The sequence below is a fragment of the Streptomyces sp. NPDC040410 genome, assembly GCF_055595715.1.
This window is the reverse complement of the sequence record NZ_JBVIVK010000001.1, coordinates 334,804-354,806: the sequence shown is the minus strand read 5'-3', so window position 1 is coordinate 354,806 and position 20,003 is coordinate 334,804. Positions and strand designations below refer to the sequence as shown.

Below are 20,003 nucleotides of genomic sequence, written 5' to 3'. Positions count from 1 at the left end.
GCGCCATGCCGTGCTCTGACCGGGCCTGGGCTGGGAATACTCACCATATGTCTGCCGCATACGCGACCTTCGCCCTGGCACCGGCGATGCGTGCCGGTGGAGTCCTCGCCAACGGTGACTACCAAGTCCACCGGGACTTCGTGGACTTCGTCGTCGACGGACGCCCGCTGCTCTTCCGCCTCTCCGACCTCGACGCCGTCTCCCCGCTCGCCTCCGACGTCCCGCCCGCGATCTTCACCGCCCAGGTCCGCAGCCTGCTTCTGGAGACGGAGGCACCGCTGCCCGGCGGCCGTCACGTCATCTACGGCTGTCCCGAGTGCGAGGACCTCGCCTGCGGTGCCGTCACCGCCGTCATCGCGCGCGACGGAGACGACTACATCTGGCGGGACTTCGCCTGGCAGACCGACGAGCAGGCCGACCTTCAGCTCAACGGCTACCACGGCATCGGCCCCTACCGCTTCCACGGCGCCGCCTACCGCGCGGCACTGGGCTCCCTGCCGGCCGGCGACTCGGGCGGAGCCCGCCGCCGTGTCCTGCTGATCGGCGCCCGCGTGGGCGTCCTGGCCAAGCTCGCCGCCGCGCTGCGCGGCATCGGCGTCGGCGCCGACATCGCCCACGACGCCGACGATGTCCCCGCCGAGGAACTGCGGGCCTACGGCGCCGTCGCCTTCGGCCGCGCCGTCACCCAGGCCGAACGCGCCGCCGTACGCCGTTCCTTCGAACGTGCCGGCCTGGACGTCGCCCACGTCGACGGCCTCGCCCCGATCATTCCCGTCCTCGTCGCCCAGATCGAACACGCCCTGGACCCCAGCCCCCTGGAGAGGCGCCGGCTGACCCGGCTGGTGGCCGCCCACGGCGAGGCGTGCGTCGAGGTCACCTCCCCGTGCCGCGTCCGGCTCACCGCGCACCGCCTCGACCGCCTCTGCCGCACCCACACCCACGCGCTCTTCGACGGCGTCCTGGAACCCGGCCGCCACCGCATCGCCCTCGACGCGAAGACCGTGAGGAGGGAGTCCTTCGTGGTCGCGCGTACCTCCGGAAGCGTGCTGGTGGAGGCCGTGGTGCGGTGAAACCGGGACATGGCGTCGCGGTGAACTCCGGCACGCGCCGCGTCCGGGACGACCGTTAGGATCGGCGGTCTGATGACTGCCACCCTCGTCGCCAAGAACCTCGCCGCCGGCCACGGCGACCGCTCCCTGTTCACCGGGCTCGACCTCGTCGTCGCGCCCGGCGACGTGATCGGCCTGGTCGGGGCCAACGGAGCCGGCAAGTCCACGCTGCTCAGGCTGCTCGCCGGCCTGGCCGCGCCGGAGGAGGGGCAGCTGCGGCTGTCCCCGCCGACGGCGACCGTCGGACATCTGCCGCAGGAGCCGGAGCGCCGGCCCGGCGAGACCGTACGGGAGTTCCTCGCCCGCCGCACCGGCGTCGCCGAGGCCCAGCGGACGATGGACGAGGCCACCCAGGCGCTCGTCGACGGCACACCCGGCGCCGACGACGCGTACGCGACGAGCCTGGAGCGGTGGCTCGGGCTCGGCGGCGCCGACCTGGACGAACGCGCCGAGGAGGTCGCCGACACGCTGGGCCTGGCCGTGGACCTGGACCAGCCGATGACCTCGCTCTCCGGCGGCCAGGCGGCACGTGCCGGGCTGGCCTCGCTGCTGCTGTCCCGCTACGACGTGTTCCTGCTCGACGAGCCGACCAACGACCTCGACCTGGACGGCCTGGAGCGGCTCGAACGCTTCGTGAGCGGCCTGCGGGCCGGCACCGTCGTCGTCAGCCACGACCGCGAGTTCCTCACCCGCACGGTCACCAAGGTCCTCGAACTCGACCTCGCCCAGCAGCAGATCACTCTCTACGGCGGCGGCTACGCGGCCTACCTGGAGGAGCGGGAGGTCGCCCGACGGCACGCCCGCGACGACTACGAGGAGTTCGCCGACAAGAAGGCGGCCCTCCAGGACCGGGCCCAGATGCAGCGCTCCTGGACGGACAAAGGCGTGAAGAACGCCCGCCGCAAGGCGGGCAGCGACAACGACAAGATCGGCCGCAAGTTCCGCAGCGAGGCCAGCGAGAAGCAGGCCGCGAAGGCCCGGCAGACCCAGCGCATGATCGAACGCCTCGACGTCGTCGAGGAACCCCGCAAGGAGTGGGAGCTGCGCATGGAGATCGCGGCGGCGCCGCGCTCGGGTGCGGTGGTCGCCACGCTGCGGGACGCCGAGGTGCGCCACGGCGAGTTCGTGCTCGGCCCGGTCTCGCTCCAAGTCGACTGGGCGGACCGGGTGGCGGTGACGGGAGCCAACGGCGCCGGCAAGTCGACCCTGCTCGGCGCGCTGCTGGGCCGCGTCCCGCTGAGCGGCGGTTTTGCCACCCTCGGCTCCGGAGTCCTGGTCGGCGAGGTCGACCAGGCCCGGGGGAACTTCCACGGCCCGGAGTCCCTGCTGGACGCCTTCTGCGCGGCGGTGCCGGACACCGAGCCGGTCGAAGTCCGCACCCTCCTGGCCAAGTTCGGCCTGAAATCGGACCATGTCCTCCGCCCGGCGGCCACCCTCTCCCCGGGCGAACGCACCAGGGCGGCACTGGCGCTGCTCCAGGGCCGGGGCGTCAACCTGCTGGTCCTGGACGAGCCGACCAACCACCTGGACCTCCCGGCGATCGAGCAGCTGGAGTCGGCCCTCGACGCATACGAGGGCACGCTGCTCCTGGTCACCCACGACCGCCGGATGCTGGACGCGGTGCGGGTGACACGCCGCCTGGAGGTCGCGGACGGCAAGGTGACGGAACGCTAGTGCCGCGTCAGCCGAGGTTCCCCCCGTCGCGCCGCTCCTCGACGGGCAAACCTTGGCTGACGCGGCACCAGGCCCTGTCGTCACCTCGGCCGTGTCGTCCCGGACTACCGCCGCTTGGGATCCACCAGCCCCGCCCGCCGCAGGGCGTCCGCCATCGCGCTGTTGGCAGGAGCCGGCGCCTGGCGCGAGCCCCCGCTGTCACGCCCCTGACGCTGCTGCTGCCCCTGACGCTGCTGGCGCTGCTGCGGCGGCCGGCCGCCGCGCTGCCGGCGCTCGCCCCCGCCCTGCTCACCCTGCGGGGCGGCCTCGTCGTCCAGGCGCAGCGTGAGCGAGATCCGCTTGCGCGGAATGTCGACGTCCAGCACCTTCACCTTGACGATGTCCCCGGGCTTGACCACGTCCCGCGGATCCTTCACGAACGTCTTCGACATCGCGGAGACGTGCACCAGGCCGTCCTGGTGGACGCCGACGTCCACGAACGCCCCGAAGGCCGCCACGTTCGTGACGACGCCCTCCAGGACCATCCCGGACGCCAGGTCGGAGATCTTCTCGACGCCCTCCTTGAAGGTGGCCGTCTTGAAGGCGGGCCGCGGGTCGCGTCCGGGCTTCTCCAGTTCCTTGAGAATGTCGGTCACCGTCGGCAGACCGAACGTCTCGTCCACGAAGTCACCCGGCTTCAGCGAGCGCAGCACGCCCGTGTTGCCGACGAGCGAGGCCACCTCCTGCCCGCTGGTCTTCACCATCCGCCGGACGACCGGGTACGCCTCCGGGTGCACGCTGGACGAGTCCAGCGGGTCGTCGCCGCCGCGGATGCGCAGGAAGCCCGCGCACTGCTCGTACGCCTTCGGCCCGAGCCGCGCCACGTTCTTCAGCTGCGTGCGCGACGAGAAGGGGCCGTTGGCGTCGCGGTGCGCCACGATGTTCTCGGCGAGTCCGGAGGTGATGCCGGAGACCCGGGCGAGCAGCGGCGCCGACGCAGTGTTGACGTCGACCCCCACGCCGTTCACACAGTCCTCCACCACCGCGTCCAGCGAACGCGACAGCTTCACCTCGGACAGGTCGTGCTGGTACTGCCCGACGCCGATCGACTTGGGGTCGATCTTCACCAGTTCGGCGAGCGGGTCCTGCAGCCGGCGCGCGATCGACACGGCGCCGCGCAGCGACACGTCCATGTCGGGCAGCTCCTGCGAGGCGAACGCGGAGGCCGAGTACACGGAAGCGCCCGCCTCGGAGACCATCACCTTGGTGAGCTTCAACTCGGGGTGCCTGGTGATCAGTTCACCGGCGAGCCTGTCCGTCTCGCGGGACGCCGTGCCGTTGCCGATCGCGACCAGTTCGACCGCGTGCTCCTTCGCCAGCCGCGCCAGCCCCGCGATCGCCTCGTCCCACTTGTTGGCCGGGACGTGCGGGTAGATCACGTCCGTGGCCACCACCTTGCCGGTCGCGTCGACCACGGCGACCTTCACGCCCGTACGGAAACCGGGGTCCAGCCCCAGCGTCGCGCGCGTGCCGGCCGGGGCGGCGAGCAGCAGGTCGCGGAGGTTCGCCGCGAAGACGCCCACCGCCTCGTCCTCCGCCGCCGTACGCAGCCGCAGCCTGAGGTCGATGCCGAGGCGCACCAGGATGCGGGTGCGCCAGGCCCAGCGGACCGTGTCCTGCAGCCACTTGTCGGCGGGACGGCCGCGGCCGGCGATCCCGAACCTCCCGGCGACGATGCCCTCGTACGAGGACGGCCCGTCCGTCGGCTCCTCGGGCTCCAGGACGAGGTCGAGGACCTCCTCCTTCTCGCCGCGCAGCATGGCGAGGATGCGGTGCGAGGGCAGCTCGGTGAACGGCTCGGCGAAGTCGAAGTAGTCGGCGAACTTGGCGCCCGCCTCCTCCTTGCCCTCCCGCACCTTGGCGGCCAGCCGGCCGCGCACCCACATACGCTCACGCAGCTCGCCGATCAGGTCGGCGTCCTCCGAGAACCGCTCGGTGAGGATCGCCCGCGCGCCGTCCAGGGCGGCCTGCGGATCGGCGACCCCCTTGCCGGCGTCGACGAACGCGGCGGCCGCGGAGAGCGGCTCGACACCCGGGTCGCCGAGCAGCCCCTCGGCGAGCGGCTCGAGCCCGGCCTCGCGCGCGATCTGGGCCTTCGTCCGCCGCTTCGGCTTGAACGGCAGGTAGATGTCCTCGAGCCGCGCCTTGGTCTCGGCCGCGCGGATCCGCGCTGCCAGCTCCTCGGTGAGCTTGCCCTGCTCGCGCACGGAGTCGAGGATCGCCGTCCGCCGCTCCTCCAGCTCCCGCAAGTAGCGCAGCCGCTCCTCGACGGTGCGCAGCTGCGCGTCGTCGAGCATCTCGGTCGCTTCCTTGCGGTAGCGGGCGATGAAGGGCACCGTCGAGCCGCCGTCGAGCAGCTCCACGGCGGCCTTCACCTGCCGCTCCCGTACGCCGAGCTCCTCGGCGATCCTGCCTTCGATGGACCCTGCTCCGATGGACCCGGGTGTCGTCACGATCCCGTACCGCCTTCTCACTGAGGTTGCGCGGCAATTGTGGCAGGTGGCACCGGCAATCGGGGATCAAGGGCGGTACCCGGCGGGCCGGGGAGGCGGATTCAGGCGCTGCGGCGCCGCGCGGAGCCGGAGGCACCGCCCAAGAGCCGGGCCAGCGCCCGGAAGGGCAGCGTCACGACGGTGGCGATGGCCCCACCGATCTGCCGCAGCACGTCTGCAATCGCACGGAACACGGACTTCCCCTTTCCTCTCCCGGCCGGAGCGGCCGGCGGAGTCCGGGTACCTCGGCGGCGGCCCGGCATGCCTCGATCGGCTCCCCGCCCCGCCGTTCAGTGCTTGCCGATCAGATCCGCGGGGAAGGCACCGGCGGCGAGCGCCGTGCCCGCGAACCTCCGCGCCAGGTCCGTCAGCCGTGTGACGCCGTCCGCCCCCAGGTGCTCGTACGGTGCCCGGTCCAGCCGGTCCGTCTCCCGCTCGATCTCCTCGCGCAGGGCGACGCCCTGGCCGGTCAGTTCGCCGGCCTCGTCCAGCAGCCCGCGTTCCCGCAGCCGTCCGGCAGCCGCGTCCCAGTCCTCCTGGCTCCAGCCGCGGGAGCCGAAGACCCGTTCCGGGGTCATGCCCTTGCCGGTCGCGGTGTGGGTCACCACCGCCTCCAGGCCGTCGAGGTCCGCCGCGATCAGGGCGACCAGGTGTCCGTCGCCGCGGTGCTCGCGCAGCAGCGTGGCGGCGTGCCAGTAGGCCAGGTGCGGTTCCTTCGGCACCGGCAGGTCGGCGTGGGCGGAGTACAGCGGGCGTCCGCTGCGCGAGCACGCCTCGGCGGCGCGCAGCGCCAGTCCCGCGGCCTGCGCCATCTCCTCGGACCCGACCGCCTCCTCGCCCAGCAGCCGGCGCAGCGACGCGTCGACGGCACGCGCGCGTGCCGCCAGCACCTGCCCGGGTGCGGCCGTCGCCCACACGGCCGGGACGTGCCGGGCCACGAGTTCGTACTTGTAGTTGTAGAAGGTCGCGGCCACAGCCCCGGCACCTGCCGGTCCCAGGGCGGCCGCCCGCACCGCGAAATTGACGGCGCGGGGGTGCGTGATCCCGAGTGCGCCCAGCTCCTGGCCCAGCTCGGGCGCGAAGTAGTGCGTGGCGTGCAGGGAGTTGAGCGCGTTGTGGCAGCGGCGGCCGGCGCGCGCATCGATGGAGGCAGTTGTCATGACCGAAGGGTACCGACCGGTCGGTATTCGCTCCAGAGTGCGGGCGGGACGGCCGTAAAGGCGGGAAACTCGTCATTGCGGCCATCCTGCCGCCCGCGAAGAATCGACCGCATGGCGCAACGAACCGTGCTCGTCCTCCTCTTCGACGGTGTGCAGAGCCTCGACGTAACCGGCCCGGTGGAGGTGTTCGCCGGGGCCGAGACACACACCCCGGGCACCTACCGCATCCGTACGGCCTCCTTGGACGGCGCCCCGGTGCGGACCTCCAGCGGCCTGACCCTCGTACCGGACCAGCCGCTCACGGACAGGGCAGACGCACACACCCTGCTCGTCCCGGGCGGCCAGGGCACCCGCCGCCCCGCGCCGCGCCTGACCGCGTGGCTGCGCGAGAACGGTCCCCGCGCACAGCGCCTGGTCTCCGTCTGCACCGGTGCGATCCTGCTCGCGGGGGCGGGTCTGCTGGACGGCCGCCGCGTCACGACCCACTGGGCGTACTGCGACAAACTCGCCCGCGACCACCCGGCCGTCGAGGTCGACCCCGACCCCGTCTTCGTGCGTGACGGACACGTCTCCACCTCCGCGGGCGTCACCTCGGGCATCGACCTCGCCCTCGCCCTGGTCGAGGAGGACCTGGGCCGCGACACGGCACTCACCGTCGCCCGCCACCTGGTGGTCTTCCTGCGCAGGCCCGGGAACCAGGCTCAGTTCAGCGCCCAGCTGGCCGCCCAGACCGCACAGCGTGAGCCCCTGCGCGACGTACAGCAGTGGATCACCGAGCACCCCGCAGACGATCTGACCGTCGAGGCCCTCGCCGCCCGCGCCCGCCTGTCGCCCCGGCATTTCGCCCGGGCCTTCCGGGCCGAGACCGGCACGACCCCCGGCCGCTACGTCGACCGGGTCCGCCTCGAACACGCCCGCCGCCTTCTGGAGGACACCGGCGACGGCGTCGGGGAAATCTCCCGCGCCAGCGGCTACGGCACCCCGGAGACCATGCGCCGCGCCTTCGTCAAGGCCCTCGGGACGGCCCCGGCCGAGTACCGCCGCCGCTTCCGCCCGGCACCCGTCCACTGAAACGCCACCGAAAGGAACTCCCGTGCAGATCGCCATCGTCCTCTTCGACCGCTTCACGGCCCTCGACGCCGTCGGCCCGTACGAGACCCTCGGCCGTCTCCCGGACGCGGAGACCGTCTTCGTCGCCGAGCGGACCGGCCCCGTGCGCACCGACACCGGGAACCTCGCCCTGACCGCGGACAGGACGCTCGCCGAGGTACCTAACCCCGACATCGTGGTCGTGCCCGGCGGCCCCGGCCAGACTCAGCAGATGGAGAACGGGACGCTCCTGGACTGGCTGCGCACGGCCGACGCCACCAGTAGCTGGACGACGTCCGTGTGCACCGGCTCCCTGCTGCTCGCCGCCGCCGGACTCCTGAAGGGCTGCCGCGCGACCTCCCACTGGCTGGCCCTCGACCAGCTGCGGCGGTTCGGGGCCGAGCCCACCGGCGAGCGGGTCGTCACCGACGGCAAGTACGTCACCGCCGCCGGCGTCTCCTCCGGCATCGACATGGGCCTCACCCTGCTCGGCAGGCTCGCCGGCGACGAACACGCCCAGGTCGTCCAGCTGGCCACGGAGTACGACCCGCAGCCGCCCTACGACGCCGGGTCGCCCGAGAAGGCGCCCGCGCACCTCGTCGACCTGCTGCGTGCGCACAGCCGCTTCATCCTGACGTAGGCACGGTCCAGGTGAAGCGCGGCTGCCTGCGCTCCAGGAACGCGGCGACGCCCTCGGCGGTGTCGGCGCTGCCGCGCGCCTGCTCCGCCCAGTGCGCGTCCCGGTCCGTGCGCCCGTCCGCGAACTCCTTCGCGGCGGCCTGAGTCACCTGCGAGCGGGACACCAGCACGCGCGTGAACTCCGCGACCCGCTTGCCGAGTTCGCCCTCGGGCAGCACCTCGTCCACCAGGCCGGTCCGCAGCGCCCGCTGTGCGTCGATCAGCTCGCCCGAGAACAGCAGGTACTTGGCGGCGGCCGGGCCCACCAGCGACACCAGGCGCCGGGTGGAGGAGGCCGGATACACGATGCCGAGCTTCGCCGGCGTCACCCCGAAGAGCGAACCTTCCTCGGCGAACCGCAGATCGCAGGCCGCCGCCAACTGCGACCCGCCGCCCACGCAGTGCCCGCGGATCGCCGCCACCGTCGGCTTCGGGAACGCGGCGAGCGCCTCCTCCGCCCGCACGGCCAGCCCCTGGGCCTCCTCCGGTGACCCGCGGAGCGTGGAGATGTCGGCCCCCGCGCAGAACGTGCCGCCCTCCCCGGTCAGCACCAGGGCCCGTACGTCCGGATCGGCCGCCAGAACGTCGAGCAGCGGCGGCAGCGCCCGCCACATGGCCGCCGTCATGGCGTTGCGCTTGGCCGGATGGTGGACGACGACGGTGGCCACCGAGTCGGTGACGCCGTGCAGCAGCTGCGGCTCCATGCGGCGGATGCTATCCGCCCCCCTCGGCGACCGGTCGAAGGGCAGGTCGCCGGGAGCCACGAGTCGGCGGGCAAACCCGTACAACCCGAATAGTTCGCCAAGGTGGCACAACACGGACAGGAATCAGTCCTACAACTGACCGTGTCATACGCCAGCGGTCAGAAACGCTCGATACCCGCTGACTTCTGTTCAGGTATCGAGAGCGGAGCGGGTCATTACCAACACTCGACGTGTGGTGACAATCGAGCGCAAGGGTGGAGACCGGACGATGGACGACCATGGGCGCGGGTCCGCCCCACGCCCAGCAGGCGGCCAGGACGAGCCCCTCGTCCCGAGGCCGCCGGATCCGCTGCCGTACGAAGGCGTGTGGCGGTTCACCGCTCCCGCCGTCGACGCCTCGGTCCCGCAGGCCAGGCACGCCGTGCGGGACCTGCTGTACCGCCAGGGCGCGCCGGTCTCGGACGACCTGGTCCACGGGCTCCTGCTGATCGTCTCGGAGCTGGTCACGAACGCCGTTCGGCACGCGGCACTGCTGTCACCGATGCTCGCCGTCGAGGTCGCCGTCGGCGCCGAGTGGGTGCGGGTGTCCGTGGAGGACAACCACCCCTACCGCCCGACGGCCCTGGAGGCCGACCACGGCCGGACCGGCGGCCGCGGACTGCTTCTCGTGCGCGAGATCACCCGGGAGGCGGGCGGCGTGTGCGACGTGGAGCACACGTCGAGCGGCGGCAAGGTGATCTGGGCCGCCCTGCCGCTCAAACCCGCGCGGCTCCTCTGAAGCGGTCTCACCAACCGGCCGACGGGCCCGTCAGTTCCCTCACCGCGGGTCGGGCCGCGTCCAGCACGGTCATGAACCACGACGAGAAGGTGTCCTTCGCGTGCCGCTCGGCGAGCTCGCCCGAGGTCACGAAGGCCGTCGCGCCGACCTCCTGCGGGTCCGGCCGGGGCGGGGACTGCACCAGTCCCACGAAGAGGTGGTTGTACTCCTGCTCCACCAGGCCCGAGGCCGGGTCCGGGTGGTTGTAGCGGACCGTGCCCGCCTCGGCGAGCAGCGACGGGGAGACCCCGAGCTCCTCGTACGTCCGCCGGGCCGCCGCCGCGAAAGGCGCCTCTCCGGGGTAGGGGTGGCCGCAGCACGTGTTGGACCACACACCGGGGGAGTGGTACTTGCCCAGCGCCCGCTGCTGCAGCAGCAGCCGGCCGCGCTCGTCGAAGAGGAACACGGAGAAGGCGCGGTGCAGCTGCCCCGGCGGCTGGTGGGCGGCGAGCTTCTCCGCGGTGCCGATCGTCACACCGTTCTCGTCGACCAGTTCCAGCAGAATCGCGTCCGCGGTGCCGTTCGACGAGCTGTGCTCCGCGGTGGCAGGTGTGATCGGCATACGCATCCTTCGCATCGGTCTTCGCGCCCAAGTCTGCCGTACGAAACCGGCACTCCCGGCAGTTGATCGTGCCCGGCGCGGCGGACGCGAACCGTCCCGGGCGCGACCATGAGCACGAGGACGCGACCGCGCGCCGGATCGCTGCACTCCGGTCAGGGGCGGAGCCTCGGAGCCCGTGTCACAGGCTCAGTGGCACAGCCGCGCCTCGTGCTCCGCGTGCCCGACCGGTTCCAGCTGGAAGGTGCAGTGCTCCACGTCGAAGTGGTCGCCGAGGCAGCCCTGGAGCTCGTGGAGCATCTTCTCGTGACCGATCGCGTTCAGGACGTCGGAGCGGACCACCACGTGGGCCGACAGGACCGGCATCCCGGAGGTGATGGTCCAGGCGTGCAGGTCGTGGACGTCCTCGACGCCGTCCAGGGCCAGGACGTGGGCCCGAACCTCGGCCATGTCGACGTCCTTGGGGGCGGCCTCCAGCAGCACGTCGAGGGTCTCGCGCAGCAGCTTCCAGGTGCGCGGCACGATCATCAGGCCGATGACGAGGGAGGCGATCGGGTCGGCGGCCTGCCAGCCGGTGGTGAGGATCACCGTCGCCGAGATCAGCACCGCCACCGAGCCCAGTGCGTCCGCCGCCACCTCCAGGAACGCGCCCCGCACGTTCAGGCTGTCCTTCTGGCCGCGCATCAGCAGCGCGAGGGAGATCGTGTTCGCGACCAGGCCGATCGCGCCGAACACGATCATCAGGCCGCCCTCGGTGCCGGCCGGCGCCATGAACCGCTGGACCGCCTCGAACAGCACGTACCCGCCGACCACGAACAGCAGCAGGCAGTTGGCGAGCGCGGCGAGGATCTCGGCGCGGGCGTACCCGAAGGTGCGGTTCCCGGCCGGCGGCCGGTTCGCGAAGTGGATCGCCAGCAGCGCCATGCCCAGGCCCAGTGCGTCCGTCGCCATGTGCGCGGCGTCCGCGACGAGCGCGAGCGAGTCGGCGACCACACCGCCGACGATCTCGACCACCATGACGCCGAGCGTGATCGACAGCGCGACCCGCAGCCGGCCGCGGTACGCCGCGGCCGCCGTGGAGCCGGCCGGCGCGGCGTGGGTATGCACGTGCGCATGCCCGTGATCGTGCCCAGCCCCCATGAGAGCCGCCTTCCTGTGTTCCGCCCGGGATCACAGTGAACTACGGGTGGGGGGTATCGGGCAACGCGGCACTGAACACCGTTGTCATGTGCCCTGACCTGCGGAAACGATACGCAGGTCAGGGCGGGTCGGTGACCGTCGTTCAGCGGGTCGGTAGACCGTCGTTCAGCGGTCGGTGACCGCCGTACGGCGGCCGTGGTGCAACTGCCAGCCCCGCCAGGCCGACTCGACCATCTCGTGCACCTCGCGCCGGGCGCGCCAGCCGAGTTCCTCGGCGGCCCGGGCGGCCGAGGCGACCGCACGCGGCGCGTCCCCGGGGCGGCGGGCCTCCACGACGGCCGGACGGCGGTCGCCGGTGACCTCGCCGATCAGGGAGACCAGCTCGCGCACGGAGACGCCCTCGCCGCGGCCGATGTTCACCGTCAGGTCGCCCCGTGCGTCCCCGCCGGTCAGCCGCCGGGCTGCCGCCAGATGTGCCTCGGCCAGGTCGGTGACGTGGATGTAGTCACGGATGCACGTGCCGTCCGGCGTCGGATAGTCGTCGCCGAAGATCCGGGGGGCGTCGTCGCGTGTGAGCCGGTCGAAGACCATGGGCACGATGTTGAAGACGCCCGTGTCGGCCAGCTCCGGCGCCGCCGCGCCGGCCACGTTGAAGTACCGCAGGCACACGGTCGCGATCCCGTGCGCCCGGCCCGCAGCCCGCACCAGCCACTCCCCGGCCAGCTTGGTCTCGCCGTAGGGGTTCACCGGGGCACAGGGCGTGTCCTCCGTGATGAGATCCACTTCGGGATTGCCGTAGACGGCGGCCGAGGAGGAGAACAGGAACCGCGTGATCCCGGCCTCGGCGACCGCCTCCAGGAGCGTGCCGAGCCCGCCCACGTTCTCCTTGTAGTAGCGCGTGGGCCCGGAGACGGACTCGGCGACCTGCTTGCGCGCGGCGAGGTGCACCACCCCCGTCACCGCGTGCTCGGCGAAGACCCGCTTCAGCAGGTCGCCGTCGAGCGAGGAGCCGTGCACGAGCGGGACGGGTCCGGGCAGCCGCGCGGGGACTCCCGCCGAGAGGTCGTCGAGCGCGAGCACGCGCTCCCCGGCGTCGGTCATGGCCCGCGCCACATGTGCCCCGATGTACCCGGCACCGCCGGTGATCAGCCATGTCATGGTCGCCCACCCTATGCCGACGAGGGAGGCCGCGGCGCGATGTCCCGGATGCCCGGTCTGGGGGCGCGGTTTGTGGGCCGGGCCCCGGATCCCTGATGATGATCGCGGCGAAGGGCTGTTCAAATCCCGTCGATCGGGCCGTGAAACGGGCGGTGAACGCGGGCTACCGGCGATCCGATAGCCTCAGCCGACATGCCGCCCGGGTGCCGCAGGCAAGGGCGCACCATCATGTACATGACCGGCGCGGACGCGTCGGCACCCAGGGAGTGAGTTCGGTTGTCGACCGCCATCCTCACCGGCCAGCCGGTCCCCGGATCGTCGATCGAGGGCGATCTGCGGTCCCTCGGCTTCGACGTACGGGTCGCCAGGGACCCGGCCGACGCCGAGACGCTCCTCACCCAGGTACCGGGCGACCAGCGGGTCGCCGTGGTCGACGCCCGCTTCGTCGGCCACCTGCACGCGCTGCGCCTCGGCCTCACAGACCCCCGCTTCCCGCTCGCCGCCGTGCCCGGCGCGGTGACGGCCCGGCCCGACGGCAGGCCCGCCCTGACCCACGCCGTGGCCCGGGAGAACTCGGCCGGCGGCGGTACCGCCCTCGCCGTGGACAGCCTCCCCGACCGCGTCGTCACCGCCCTCGACGCCGGGGGTGCCGACGTCCACCGCCCCGAACTGGGCAGCCTGGTCGCCGCCGTCCCCGCCGACCCGCAGGCCCGCAACGAGGCACGGCAGGCCGTCGCCGCCGTCGACGACGAGGCGATACGCCTGAAGTCGGCCGTCAAGGCCCGCGACGGCTTCTTCACCACCTTCTGCATCAGCCCGTACTCCCGCTACCTCGCCCGCTGGTGCGCCCGCCGCGGCCTGACCCCCAACCAGGTCACCACCGCCTCGCTGCTCACCGCGCTGATCGCGGCGGGCTGCGCGGCCACCGGCACCCGGGCCGGCTTCGTCGCCGCCGGCGTCCTGCTGATCGCCTCCTTCGTCCTGGACTGCGCCGACGGACAGCTCGCCCGCTACTCCCTGCAGTACTCGACCCTGGGCGCCTGGCTGGACGCCACCTTCGACCGGGCCAAGGAGTACGCCTACTACGCGGGCCTCGCCCTGGGCGCCGCCCGTGGCGGCGACGACGTATGGGCCCTCGCCCTCGGCGCGATGATCCTGCAGACCTGCCGGCACGTCGTGGACTTCTCGTTCAACGAGGCCAACCACGATGCCACCGCCAACACCAGCCCCACCGCCGCCCTCTCCGACAAGCTCGACAGCGTCGGCTGGACGGTCTGGGTGCGACGCATGATCGTCCTGCCGATCGGCGAACGCTGGGCGATGATCGCCGTCCTGACGGCGGCCACGACCCCGCGCATCACCTTCTACGCGCTGCTCGTCGGCTGCGCCTTCGCGGCGACGTACACCACGGCGGGCCGCGTCCTGCGGTCACTGACCCGCAAGGCCAGGCGCACGGACCGGGCGGCGCAGGCGCTGGCGGACCTCGCGGACAACGGCCCCCTCGCCGGGTTCGCGGCGAAGCGGCGCAGCCCGAACACCCGGTTCCACCCGAGCTCCCCGCTGCTTCTGGCCGCGGTCGGCGTCGTGATCCTCACCTCCACGGTCCTTTCCGGCGATGCCTGGGCAGCGGTCGCGGGTGCCGTCGTCTACACCGTGACCTCAGGCCTTGCCCTGTCCCAGCCGCTCAAGGGCGCCCTCGACTGGCTGGTCCCGCCGCTCTTCCGCGCCGCCGAGTACGGAACCGTCCTGGTGCTGGCGGCCCACGCGGACGTGAACGGAGCCCTTCCTGCGGCTTTCGGGCTGGTGGCGGCCGTCGCCTACCATCACTACGACACGGTGTACCGCATCCGCGGCAACGCCGGAGCGCCTCCGGCCTGGCTGGTGCGCGCCGTCGGGGGGCAGGAGGGGCGGACGCTGCTCGTCACCGTCCTCGCCGCGGTGCTCGCCGCTTCGCAGTTCAAGGTCGCGCTCACGGCCCTCGCCGTGGCCGTCGCCCTGGTGGTGCTCGTCGAGAGCATCCGCTTCTGGGTGTCCGCCCACAAGGGCGGCGCGCCCGCCGTACACGATGAAGGAGAACCCGCATGATCGGCCTCGTGCTGGCGGCCGGCGCCGGACGGCGTCTGCGCCCCTACACCGACAGCCTGCCCAAGGCGCTGGTGCCGGTGGGCCCTGCGGGCATAGAAGACAGCATCACGGTGCTCGACCTCACCCTCGGGAACTTCGCCGAGATCGGCCTGACCGAGGTCGCGGTCATCGTCGGCTACCGCAAGGAGGCCGTCTACGAGCGCAAGGCCGCCCTGGAGCAGAAGTACGGCCTCAAGCTCACCCTCATCGACAACGACAAGGCCGAGGAGTGGAACAACGCCTACTCCCTGTGGTGCGGCCGTGACGCCCTCAAGGACGGCGTGATCCTCGCCAACGGCGACACCGTCCACCCGGTCTCCGTCGAGAAGACGCTGCTCGCCGCCCGCGGCGACGGGAAGAAGATCATCCTCGCCCTCGACACGGTGAAGTCCCTCGCGGACGAGGAGATGAAGGTCGTCGTCGACCCCGAGAAGGGCATGACGAAGATCACCAAGCTGATGGACCCGTCCGAGGCCACCGGCGAGTACATCGGCGTCACCCTCATCGAGGGCGACGCCGCCCCCGAATTGGCCGACGCGCTCAAGACCGTGTGGGAGACGGACCCGCAGCAGTTCTACGAGCACGGCTACCAGGAACTCGTGGGCCGAGGCTTCCGCATCGACGTGGCACCGATCGGCGACGTCAAGTGGGTCGAGATCGACAACCACGACGATCTCGCCAAGGGACGGGAGATCGCGTGCCAGTACTGACGAGGCTCATCCCCTCGCCGGTCGTCGTGGACATCCGTCCGGGTGCCCTGGACGACCTGGCCGCCGTGCTCGCCGACGAGCGCGTCTCGCACTCCGGCAAGCTCGCCGTCGCCGTCAGCGCCGGCTCGGGAGCCCGGCTGCGCGAGCGGATCACCCCCTCGCTGCCCGGCGCCACCTGGTACGAGGTCGGCGGCGGCACCCTCGACGACGCGATCCGGCTGGCCGGCGACATAAAGGCCGGGCACTACGACGCCGTGGTCGGCCTCGGCGGCGGCAAGATCATCGACTGCGCCAAGTTCGCCGCGGCACGCGTCGGCCTCTCGCTGGTCGCCGTACCGACGAACCTCGCGCACGACGGCCTGTGCTCGCCCGTCGCCACCCTCGACAACGACGCGGGTCGCGGCTCGTACGGTGTCCCGAACCCGATCGCGGTCGTCATCGACCTCGACGTCATCCGCGAGGCGCCGGTCCGCTTCGTCCGGGCGGGCATCGGCGACGCCGTCTCCAACATCTCCGCGATCCGGGACTGGGAGCTCGCCAACCGCGTCAAGGGCGAGAAGATCGACGGTCTCGCGGCGGCGATGGCCCGCCAGGCTGGCGAGGCCGTGCTGCGCCACCCCGGCGGCATCGGGGACAACGACTTCCTCCAGGTGCTCGCCGAGGCGCTGGTTCTCAGCGGTATCGCCATGTCGGTGTCGGGCGACTCACGGCCGTCCTCCGGCGCGTGCCACGAGATCAACCACGCCTTCGACCTGCTCTTCCCCAAGCGCGCCGCCGCCCACGGCGAGCAGTGCGGCCTGGGCGCGGCCTTCGCGATGTACCTGCGCGGGGCCCACGAGGAGTCGGCGTTCATGGCCGAGGTGCTGCGCCGGCACGGGCTGCCGGTGCTTCCGGAGGAGATCGGTTTCACCGTCGACGAGTTCGTCCGGGTCGTGGAGTTCGCCCCGGAGACCCGGCCCGGCCGCTACACGATCCTCGAACACCTCGACCTCAAGACCGAACAGATCAAGGACATCTACGCCGACTATGTCAAGGCCATCGGTAGCTGAACTCAGACCGGTCGTCCACCCCGCAGGGGTGAAGGACCGGCGCAGCGGTGAGCACTGGGCGGGACGCCTCTACATGCGCGAGGTGTCCCTGCGGGTGGACCGCTACCTGGTCAACACCAGGATCACGCCCAACCAGCTCACGTACCTGATGACCGTCTTCGGTGTCCTCGCGGCCCCGGCCCTGCTGGTGCCGGGGATCGCGGGCGCCGTTCTCGGCGTGCTGATGGTCCAGCTCTACCTCCTGCTCGACTGCGTCGACGGCGAGATAGCGCGCTGGAAGCAGCAGTTCTCGCTCGGCGGGGTCTACCTGGACCGGGTCGGGGCCTATCTGACCGACGCGGCGGTGCTCGTCGGCTTCGGCCTGCGCGCCGCCGACCTGTGGGGTTCCGGACGGACGGACTGGCTCTGGGCCTTCCTCGGCACCCTGGCCGCCCTCGGCGCGATCCTGATCAAGGCGGAGACCGACCTGGTCGGCGTCGCCCGCCACCAGGGCGGGCTGCCGCCGGTCCAGGAGGCCGCGTCCGAGCCGCGCTCGTCCGGTATGGCGCTGGCCCGAAGGGCGGCCGCGGCGCTGAAGTTCCACCGGCTGGTGCTCGGGATCGAGGCCTCCCTGCTGATCCTGGTCCTGGCGGTCCTCGACCAGATGCGGGGCGACCTGTTCTTCTCCCGGCTCGGCGTCGCGGTGCTGGCCGGCATCGCGCTCCTGCAGACCCTCCTGCACCTCGTGTCCATCCTCGCGTCCAGCAGGCTGAGGTGAGCGCCGTGGCTTCCGCACTGAAGGCCGGCGCGGTCATCATCACCATGGGCAACCGCCCCGACGAGCTGCGCGCCCTGATCGACTCGATCGCCAAGCAGGACGGCGACCGCGTCGAGGTGGTGGTCGTCGGGAACGGCTCGCCCGTGCCGGACGTCCCCGAGGGCGTACGGACCGTGGAACTGCCGGAGAACCTCGGCATCCCGGGCGGCCGCAACGTGGGCATCGAGGCCTTCGGCCCGGGCGGCCGTGACGTCGACATCCTGCTCTTCCTGGACGACGACGGCCTGCTCGCGCACCACGACACCGCCGAGCTGTGCCGCCAGGCCTTCGAGGCCGACCCGAAGCTCGGGATCGTCAGCTTCCGCATCGCCGACCCGGACACCGGCGTCACCCAGCGCCGCCACGTCCCGCGCCTACGCGCCTCCGACCCGATGCGCTCCTCCCGGGTCACCACCTTCCTCGGCGGCGCCAACGCCGTCCGTACGAAGGTCTTCGCAGAGGTCGGCGGACTCCCGGACGAATTCTTCTACGCACACGAGGAGACCGACCTGGCATGGCGGGCCCTGGACGCGGGCTGGATGATCGACTACCGGTCCGACATGGTGCTGTACCACCCGACGACCGCTCCCTCACGGCACGCGGTATACCACCGCATGGTCGCCCGCAACCGCGTCTGGCTCGCCCGCCGCAACCTGCCCGCCCTCCTGGTCCCGGTCTACCTCGGCGTCTGGCTGCTGCTGACCCTGCTGCGCCGCCCCTCGCGTTCCGCCCTGAAGGCGTGGTTCGGCGGATTCAGGGAAGGCTGGACCACGCCGTGCGGGCCGCGCAGACCCATGAAGTGGCGTACGGTGTGGCGCCTGACGCGACTGGGCCGGCCCCCCGTCATCTGACAAGCTCGTTCCGGAGAGCAACCGGGCCGTACCGAGGCCCCAGGCTCATGCCACGCCTACCCGGGCTGCGCATCTCGAAGACGAAAGTTTCCACCAGTGAGTGAGACAACGCACGACGGCAGGGTCGCGGTGAGCGTGCCCACGCCGCCCGACGAGGGCCTCACGGCGGCCCAGCTCGCCGCCAAGTACGGGCTCACCGTGAGCGGCGCCCGGCCTTCACTCGTCGAGTACGTCCGTCAGCTCTGGGACCGGCGTCACTTCATCCTCGCGTTCTCGAGGGCGAAGCTGACCGCCCAGTACAGCCAGGCGAAGCTCGGCCAGCTGTGGCAGGTGGCCACGCCGCTGCTGAACGCGGCCGTGTACTTCTTCATCTTCGGGGTGATCCTGAACGCCAGCCGCGGCATGTCGAAGGAGGTGTACATCCCCTTCCTGGTCACCGGCGTGTTCGTGTTCACCTTCACCCAGAGCTCGGTGATGGCCGGCGTACGCGCGATCTCCGGCAACCTCGGCCTGGTCCGCGCCCTGCACTTCCCGCGCGCCTCGCTGCCGGTCTCGTTCGCGATGCAGCAGCTCCAGCAGCTGATGGCCTCGATGATCGTGCTGTTCGCCGTGGTGATCGGCTTCGGCAGCTATCCGGACCTGTCCTGGGTGCTGATCGTCCCCGTGCTCGCGCTGCAGTTCCTCTTCAACACCGGCCTCGCGCTGATCATGGCCCGGGCGGGCGCGAAGACCCCGGACCTGGCCCAGCTCATGCCGTTCGTGATGCGGACGTGGATGTACGCGTCCGGCGTGATGTTCTCCATCCCGGTCATGCTGGCCGACAAGCCGCAGTGGGTGGCGGACGTCCTGCAGTGGAACCCGGCCGCGATCTACATGGACCTGATGCGCTTCGCCCTGATCGACGGCTACGGCTCCGAGAACCTCCCGAACCACGTATGGGCGGTCGCGGGCGGCTGGGCGGCCCTGTTCGCCGTCGGCGGGTTCGTGTACTTCTGGAAGGCGGAGGAGAGGTACGGCCGTGGCTGAGGACAGGAACGACCAGCGGATCCCGACCGTCATCGCGGACGAGCTGCACATCGTCTACCGCGTCAACGGCGCCAAGACCGGCAAGGGCAGCGCCACCGCCGCCCTCAGCCGCATGCTCAAGAGGGGCTCCGACGACGCGGCCCGCGGCGTGCGCAAGGTGCACGCCGTCAAGGGTGTCTCCTTCGTCGCCTACCGCGGCGAGGCCATCGGCCTGATCGGCTCCAACGGCTCCGGCAAGTCGACCCTGCTGCGTGCCATCGCCGGCCTGCTCCCGGCCGAGCAGGGCAAGGTCTACACCGACGGCCAGCCTTCGCTGCTCGGCGTCAACGCGGCCCTGATGAACGACCTCACCGGCGAGCGGAACGTCATATTGGGCGGGCTCGCCATGGGTATGTCCCGCGAGGAGATCAGGGAGCGCTACCAGGAGATCGTCGACTTCTCCGGCATCAACGAGAAGGGCGACTTCATCACCCTCCCGATGCGCACCTACTCCTCCGGCATGGCGGCCCGCCTGCGCTTCTCCATCGCCGCGGCCAAGGACCACGACGTCCTGATGATCGACGAGGCCCTCGCGACCGGCGACCGCAAGTTCCAGAAGCGCTCCGAGGCGCGGATCCGGGAACTGCGCAAGGAGGCCGGCACGGTCTTTCTGGTCAGTCACAACAACAAGTCGATCCGTGACACCTGCGACCGCGTGCTGTGGCTGGAACGCGGTGAGCTGCGCATGGACGGCCCGACCGACGAGGTCCTCAAGGAGTACGAGAAGTTCACGGGCAAGTAGCCCGGTTCGTCCAGGGCCCTGCCGGAACTGTTCCGGCGGGGCCCTGC

The 20,003-nt window shown here is 71.7% G+C and carries 19 protein-coding genes; 12 read left to right on the top strand and 7 right to left on the bottom strand.

Annotated features, from left to right (window positions below):
* Positions 1 to 47: 47 nt before the first annotated feature.
* Together ACZ562_RS01575 and ACZ562_RS01570 are read left to right on the top strand one after the other, a co-directional pair.
* Positions 48 to 1,070: an oxidoreductase gene (locus tag ACZ562_RS01575; protein ID WP_471172974.1), complete on the top strand. Its 1,023-nt coding sequence runs from the start codon at positions 48 to 50 to the stop codon at positions 1,068 to 1,070.
* 72 nt (positions 1,071 to 1,142) lie between these two features.
* On the top strand, positions 1,143 to 2,783 hold the full coding sequence (locus tag ACZ562_RS01570) for an ABC-F family ATP-binding cassette domain-containing protein (RefSeq protein WP_471172969.1): 1,641 nt from the start codon (positions 1,143 to 1,145) through the stop codon (positions 2,781 to 2,783).
* A 104-nt stretch (positions 2,784 to 2,887) separates the two neighbouring features.
* Here ACZ562_RS01570 and ACZ562_RS01565 read toward each other — a convergent pair whose 3' ends face one another.
* From ACZ562_RS01565 to ACZ562_RS01555, 3 genes are all read right to left on the bottom strand, one after another.
* A complete protein-coding gene (locus tag ACZ562_RS01565) occupies positions 2,888 to 5,275 on the bottom strand; it encodes a Tex family protein (protein ID WP_471172968.1) in 2,388 nt (795 codons plus the stop codon).
* 101 nt (positions 5,276 to 5,376) lie between these two features.
* Complete coding sequence (locus ACZ562_RS01560) at positions 5,377 to 5,508, bottom strand: LPFR motif small protein (protein WP_471172965.1); 132 nt, start codon at positions 5,506 to 5,508, stop codon at positions 5,377 to 5,379.
* A gap of 96 nt (positions 5,509 to 5,604) precedes the next feature.
* Positions 5,605 to 6,474, bottom strand: coding sequence for an SCO6745 family protein (locus ACZ562_RS01555; RefSeq protein ID WP_471172963.1), 870 nt, complete (start codon positions 6,472 to 6,474; stop codon positions 5,605 to 5,607).
* A 111-nt stretch (positions 6,475 to 6,585) separates the two neighbouring features.
* Between ACZ562_RS01555 and ACZ562_RS01550 the strand changes: the two genes are divergently transcribed.
* On the top strand, positions 6,586 to 7,545 hold the full coding sequence (locus ACZ562_RS01550) for a GlxA family transcriptional regulator (RefSeq protein WP_471172959.1): 960 nt from the start codon (positions 6,586 to 6,588) through the stop codon (positions 7,543 to 7,545).
* Between the two features lie 22 nt (positions 7,546 to 7,567).
* Complete coding sequence (locus ACZ562_RS01545) at positions 7,568 to 8,203, top strand: DJ-1/PfpI family protein (RefSeq protein ID WP_471172956.1); 636 nt, start codon at positions 7,568 to 7,570, stop codon at positions 8,201 to 8,203.
* Here ACZ562_RS01545 and ACZ562_RS01540 read toward each other — a convergent pair.
* Positions 8,190 to 8,945, bottom strand: a complete 756-nt coding sequence (locus ACZ562_RS01540) for an enoyl-CoA hydratase/isomerase family protein (RefSeq protein WP_471172953.1) — start codon at positions 8,943 to 8,945, stop codon at positions 8,190 to 8,192. The two genes, ACZ562_RS01545 and ACZ562_RS01540, sit on opposite strands and share 14 nt — an antisense overlap.
* Before the next feature lie 268 nt (positions 8,946 to 9,213).
* On the opposite strand from ACZ562_RS01540, the gene ACZ562_RS01535 reads away from it, so the two are divergent.
* A complete protein-coding gene (locus ACZ562_RS01535) occupies positions 9,214 to 9,723 on the top strand; it encodes an ATP-binding protein (protein ID WP_471172950.1) in 510 nt (169 codons plus the stop codon).
* A 7-nt stretch (positions 9,724 to 9,730) separates the two neighbouring features.
* On the opposite strand, the gene idi is transcribed toward ACZ562_RS01535, so the two are convergent.
* From idi to galE, 3 genes are all read right to left on the bottom strand, one after another.
* Entirely contained in the window at positions 9,731 to 10,324 is a 594-nt protein-coding gene (gene idi, locus ACZ562_RS01530) for an isopentenyl-diphosphate Delta-isomerase (RefSeq protein ID WP_471172946.1), read from the bottom strand.
* Positions 10,325 to 10,510: 186 nt separating this feature from the next.
* Positions 10,511 to 11,461, bottom strand: coding sequence for a cation diffusion facilitator family transporter (locus ACZ562_RS01525; protein ID WP_471172942.1), 951 nt, complete (start codon positions 11,459 to 11,461; stop codon positions 10,511 to 10,513).
* 165 nt (positions 11,462 to 11,626) lie between these two features.
* A complete protein-coding gene (gene galE, locus ACZ562_RS01520) occupies positions 11,627 to 12,619 on the bottom strand; it encodes a UDP-glucose 4-epimerase GalE (protein ID WP_471172939.1) in 993 nt (330 codons plus the stop codon).
* 276 nt (positions 12,620 to 12,895) lie between these two features.
* Here galE and ACZ562_RS01515 point away from each other — a divergent pair, with 276 nt between their 5' ends.
* The 7 genes from ACZ562_RS01515 to ACZ562_RS01485 all read left to right on the top strand — a co-directional run bounded on the left by ACZ562_RS01515 (position 12,896) and on the right by ACZ562_RS01485 (position 19,956).
* Positions 12,896 to 14,704: a DUF5941 domain-containing protein gene (locus ACZ562_RS01515; RefSeq protein WP_471172936.1), complete on the top strand. Its 1,809-nt coding sequence runs from the start codon at positions 12,896 to 12,898 to the stop codon at positions 14,702 to 14,704.
* Complete coding sequence (locus ACZ562_RS01510) at positions 14,701 to 15,453, top strand: phosphocholine cytidylyltransferase family protein (RefSeq protein ID WP_471172932.1); 753 nt, start codon at positions 14,701 to 14,703, stop codon at positions 15,451 to 15,453. The genes ACZ562_RS01515 and ACZ562_RS01510 overlap by 4 nt, the downstream gene beginning before the upstream one ends.
* Positions 15,441 to 16,502, top strand: a complete 1,062-nt coding sequence (locus ACZ562_RS01505; RefSeq protein ID WP_471172928.1) for an iron-containing alcohol dehydrogenase family protein — start codon at positions 15,441 to 15,443, stop codon at positions 16,500 to 16,502. The genes ACZ562_RS01510 and ACZ562_RS01505 overlap by 13 nt, the downstream gene beginning before the upstream one ends.
* Positions 16,480 to 17,259 carry a CDP-alcohol phosphatidyltransferase family protein gene (locus ACZ562_RS01500; RefSeq protein WP_471172923.1) on the top strand — a complete coding sequence of 260 codons (780 nt, stop codon included), beginning with the start codon at positions 16,480 to 16,482 and terminating at the stop codon, positions 17,257 to 17,259. Before ACZ562_RS01505 ends, ACZ562_RS01500 begins: the two co-directional genes overlap by 23 nt.
* Positions 17,260 to 17,303: 44 nt before the next feature.
* Positions 17,304 to 18,149 carry a glycosyltransferase family 2 protein gene (locus tag ACZ562_RS01495; protein ID WP_471173945.1) on the top strand — a complete coding sequence of 282 codons (846 nt, stop codon included), beginning with the start codon at positions 17,304 to 17,306 and terminating at the stop codon, positions 18,147 to 18,149.
* 96 nt (positions 18,150 to 18,245) lie between these two features.
* Positions 18,246 to 19,175, top strand: a complete 930-nt coding sequence (locus ACZ562_RS01490; RefSeq protein WP_471172919.1) for an ABC transporter permease — start codon at positions 18,246 to 18,248, stop codon at positions 19,173 to 19,175.
* Positions 19,168 to 19,956: an ABC transporter ATP-binding protein gene (locus tag ACZ562_RS01485; protein ID WP_471172917.1), complete on the top strand. Its 789-nt coding sequence runs from the start codon at positions 19,168 to 19,170 to the stop codon at positions 19,954 to 19,956. The genes ACZ562_RS01490 and ACZ562_RS01485 overlap by 8 nt, the downstream gene beginning before the upstream one ends.
* Positions 19,957 to 20,003: the final 47 nt, after the last annotated feature.